Genomic DNA, 4,613 nt, shown 5'->3' with positions numbered 1-4,613 from the left:
CGATCGCCGTGATCTGCTCATGCTGGTCGGACTCATTTCAGTAGATCCCTATTCTAAGCGGGTCCACTGTCCGAAATCCCTGGGCCGATCAGAACTCCTAGGTTGATTTTCTCGGCTGGCGTGTGCGGGTAGAAGTCCGCTGGCAGTTCCGCAATTGCGATGAGAGACTATCTCAGTGATCGAAGCGCAGTTCCATCTCGAAGGTGGCCACTTGGCCAAAGGGCTTCGCTACATGCGGGAGCTACGGCGTGCGATCGAAGCGTACTGGTACGCGACCATGGAGGATCCGGAGGCTGCAACGCTGGAAGTACGCCGAGTCGCGTCGGCCGTCAATATCCTCGACGAGGCTGTCTTCCTCAACGCTCACGGGGACGCTTACCGGAGCCAGCGAGCGGGAACCGCGCTGGGCAAAGTTGTCATGGGGCTGGAGCTGATTCGCAACTGCGAGGAGCACGCACATGTAGTCTTCAGCGACCTCCTCGTGCCCGGAGCTCACTTCGGAGTCCCTATGAGTATGGCGCCCACGCGCATTCGGGTGGTCTACGAGTGGGCGAAGTATTCCGACATGCCTGCCTCCTACGTTCGCATCGATTCTTCTGCGACTGATCGTGCGAAGCGAGCGCGGGCTGAATCTCAGGATGCCTACCGCAAGCAGGTTCAAGGGCGGCCGGTCATCGACACGATCTTCGATGCGTTGAACTTCTTCCAGCAGTTGGAACCCAAGTTGATAGCCGACGCGCCCCCGGTCGTTAGGTGGGCCTTCGCGGAGTCGACCGAGCTTGGGCCCTTTGTCGAAGTGCCCGGAAGCGACGCACAGATGGAGCTGGCCACCGGGCACCTGGTGTACCGGCCGATGGGAATGGACCAGTATGAGGTGTTTCTCCCGGATATCGTGTGTCGCCCGTCAGACCGTCGCTCGGCCCAGTGGCCTGCGTGGGACACTGCCGTGAAGACAAGAAAAACGGGGCTTCTGCAGCAGGCGAAGGACCGCAATCCGCCAGGCATTGAAAGGGAAGTCCGTTACCGGTTGATCGAGAACGGGAAGACCATCGGCTACAGCGGGATCGTCCAAGGGCAGGGGGCGACAAACGACTCTTGGGTTGAGCGCACGCGTCAGATAGCGAACGACGTCGGTCGCGGCTATCCGTACTTTGTGCGCTTCGATGAGACATCGGTGCGAGTGCAGCAGGCTGGGAACGGTTCCGTGTCGTCTCCTTCTAATGGTCGCGATCTACTCGGCGACTTAGCGGACGCCGGAGAGCACCCGGGGATGGATGTTCCTTGGCTGAAGCTATTAGAGGCAAATCCCGACTTGTACCTACGCACTCGGCCGCGTCTGGCCCCCCAGGATGACACCTAGGTCCATGCCAGGGCGGAGACGCCGGCGGACGCCTCCTAAGAGAGCCCGCACCGCATGATCCGCGCGTCCACAGAGCACTGGTCCGGTGCCGGTACTCACCGCTAGACGAGGGACCACGAGTGACGAGAGCTCGGCCAGCACGATATTCGGCGTACCCAGGCTACCGGGCCAGAGACTGGCTGGCAGTCTGCGAGCTATGCCTCGCGAAAATCACGACGTGAGATACGGTCCTCAGTTTGAGGCACAATCTAACGTCTGCGGGCGCGTTTACTAGAGCGTCGCGTTGTCCGTAGTCCATCGAGCGTCTCCACCAACTGGTCCAGTGGGACTATGGGAAAAGGGCTACGGTTGAACTCTCGGGTTACGAGGTCGTCGTCGATGACGATCATCGGCTTCAGCGTGATACTCCCAGGAGGAATTCCGAGTTCGTTTCGAATGCTATCGATGTGCCCAAGCGCCCACTGGTAGCGTCCGTTGAGCCGGGCGACTGCCGAGTGGGGCCCTTCCAGGATGTTGGTGATTTCGTTTCGCAGTTCGGATGGCGTTCGGGATGCTTGCAGCGACTTCGCTTCAATGAGTAGAACCGTTCGTGACGGGGTGTGGTAACCAACGAGGTCGATATCGCCGAGATTTAGGCCGTCGATTTTACGTAGGTCGTACTTCCCGATTTTCCATACGCGACGCCGAACGGGATAGCATATCCCTGCAATAGCCGCCTCCACTTGGTTCTCGAACTGTTCGCCTTTACGGTTGATCGCCTCCGAAAGGGCCTTTTTCATCTCGGGCGTTGTGGCCTTCAGCCGGCCGGAGTCATATTGACCGTACCAATGCATGGGCGTAAGGAAAGTGTTTCGGTGCCCAAATATGACCGCATCACCCTCTTTGGTCATTCTGCGAATCAACGGCCTGCGGAGGTAGGAACGGTCACGGTTGTATCTCCAAGGATGCACTTTCGCCCCGAGCTTCCAGAAATCTTCTTCAGGTGCCATGGACAACGCGTCGAGAATTCGATCGGCTTTCTCGATCTCCCACTGGAACTCAGCGACGAAGTGGTCGCGAACCATCGCAACGGTGAGCTTCCCGACATCGTTCTGTCCCTTGGTACTTGAGAGATCGAGGAGCTTGCCTATGAAGTCACTCAGATCCGAGAAGCTGAACCCGAATTCGATGGTGGCGACCCTGTCGTGTGGCGTTAGATCGAACTCTTCGTCTTGCGACTCGACTTTCTGATGCTCCGACTGTGCTGTACGCATTATTGACTCAACTGCCGTCGACGCATGAGACAGGAGAAAGCTGTGCAGACTGGTGACCCACCGGTCATCGTCGCGTGCGATGCCTAAGCGCCCGGAAGGCAGTATCGACACTGTCGCGGTGGAAATTTCCGCGTGGATCGCTTCGGAGAGGAACCCCTTGTTCGTAACCTCGGAGGCCAGTGCGACCATCATGTCATAGCTTTCGGCCGTCACCGTCGACGCTCCGGCGGTTGGGTTTCCGGAAACATACTCAATGAGGAACCGGGATGAGACCGCCGTATTGGCACTTTCCGTCATGTTCTTCGAGAAGCGCTCCACGATGTCAGATTGTCGGCCGAAGCACGCGACTCGCGAAGCAAACGTCTTATGCTCGACATGACCTTCCCGTAGCAGGGCCTCGTTGGCGAGAATGAGGTGCCTCAGCAACTCGCTATCGTCCTGCTCGGCCAAGTGCGCCGCCAGACGATCACCGAAATATGGCACTACCTCGGTGTTCAGTACCTTCGTGCGTCGATCATCGGAGATGGGACCGGCAATGCGTCCACGCTCCTTCAGGTGGCTGCCGAGGTCGTCCAAAAGGGTTGCCACAACGGCAGATACCGCTCTCCGAGGTGCAGGTAATTGCCCCGGCCAAGTGACTGGATCTGCGTTCTGGTCCGCAACGTGCAGCATCCGGCATTGCCCTGGCGGTGTGAGCGAATTCAGCAAAACTACGGAATCGGCAGCAGTAGGTGCTGTTGCCGAAGCCTTAAGCGCCTTGATCAGCGCGGATACCAACAGGCGATCCAATGCGTTTGGCGGGTCCCCGGACTCGATCACCGGCGGCGTGGCCACCTTTAGCGTTAGGACCCCCTCTGTATCGGAGACTTGATATTCGATCCAGGAATCCTGACTACCACCCGGCTGGACATCCCAGCCCGTGACTTCGATACCGACCTTGATCTCATCGCTCTGTTGCGCTTCGAGCAGCTCGGAGAACTCCATCCCCAACTTGTACAGCCAGAAGCACGCGGCCTCGGCAAGCTCATCGACTGGTGCGTTTGGAGCGGACGGCGACGAGGACTCCACCCATACCCGTGCGTGTGGCAGTTCAGCGAAGTAAACGCACCCAGGACCGACTACCTGGCGAACAGTGGTAGCGCCACCGTGCACCAGAACGGCTTCGTATGTCCGCCGACCACGGTGGACGTAGGTTTTGCCGATTCGCTCGGCGACCGTGCGTCGAAGTTCTTCACCATCACCGGGCGCGATGAATATCGCGGTCGGTGAACTGTCGTCGGAGGCATAGAAGCTCTGCTCGCTACCACTGTCGTAGAAGGCGTAAGCGTCTTCTGTTGATGTCATCATCATCAGGGCTCTGGATCTCGCTCGGTCCAATGCCTGCGCGAAGTACCAGAGGGTCAATTGATGCGTGCCCGGAGAGTGGAGGATGGTCTCGAACTCCGGGTACAAACCTGTGAGGTGCAGATTCTCGTCAGTTCCCGTGAAGCTGTGCGCTCCTGCGCCATGTGACCAGACAACATCGACAACCAAAGTCCTGTCACCGGTGCCATCGACGTTCGCTAACTCGGAACCTCCGCGCTGAACAACCGGCTCCTGATCGATCGTAGTCGGATCGTAGTTGTCGAACGACTCCACTCGAATCCACAGATCGAGAAACTTGTCGGTGTCAAAGCGTCCTTTAAACAGCCGGAGCTGTGACGAGGAATGCTCGGCTTCCTCGAGACCATCGTCGCAGATCACCTCGAACAGATTGGTGACGACGCGTGCTGCGAATGCCGATGCCGCTTTCGTGAGTGTTGAACCGCAGGAATGATTCACGGCTTCGACCCCGATGAGATGCCGCAAAGTCGCCATTAACTCGAACGGAGCAGCGACGACGACTCCACGCGACGTACGGATAAACGGCGTGGCGATGATTGCGTCGTCGACACGAAGCTCGTCGTCCCCGGACGACATTGCCGCGACGTCTGTGAACAGCGCTGACCGAAGGTAGTCGG

At 58.6% G+C, this 4,613-nt stretch carries 2 protein-coding genes; one reads left to right on the top strand and one right to left on the bottom strand.

The features are described 5' to 3' along the window. Positions 1-175 precede the first annotated feature (175 nt). Positions 176-1,360 carry a hypothetical protein gene (locus A2J03_RS22085; protein ID WP_068378276.1) on the top strand — a complete coding sequence of 395 codons (1,185 nt, stop codon included), beginning with the start codon at positions 176-178 and terminating at the stop codon, positions 1,358-1,360. Between the two features lie 248 nt (positions 1,361-1,608). Here the strand turns inward: A2J03_RS22085 and A2J03_RS22080 are convergent, their stop codons facing one another. Next, on the bottom strand, positions 1,609-4,572 hold the full coding sequence (locus tag A2J03_RS22080; protein ID WP_156520523.1) for a hypothetical protein: 2,964 nt from the start codon (positions 4,570-4,572) through the stop codon (positions 1,609-1,611). Positions 4,573-4,613: the final 41 nt, after the last annotated feature.

The organism is Rhodococcus sp. EPR-157 (genome assembly GCF_001647195.1).
Classification (GTDB): domain Bacteria; phylum Actinomycetota; class Actinomycetes; order Mycobacteriales; family Mycobacteriaceae; genus Rhodococcoides.
This window is presented reverse-complemented; position numbering and strand designations above follow the sequence as displayed.

Excerpts from the sequence above, each read along its gene's own strand:
- A2J03_RS22080 (WP_156520523.1), bottom strand. The coding sequence starts at position 4,572 with ATGTCGTCCGGGGACGACGAGCTTCGTGTCGACGACGCAATCATCGCC.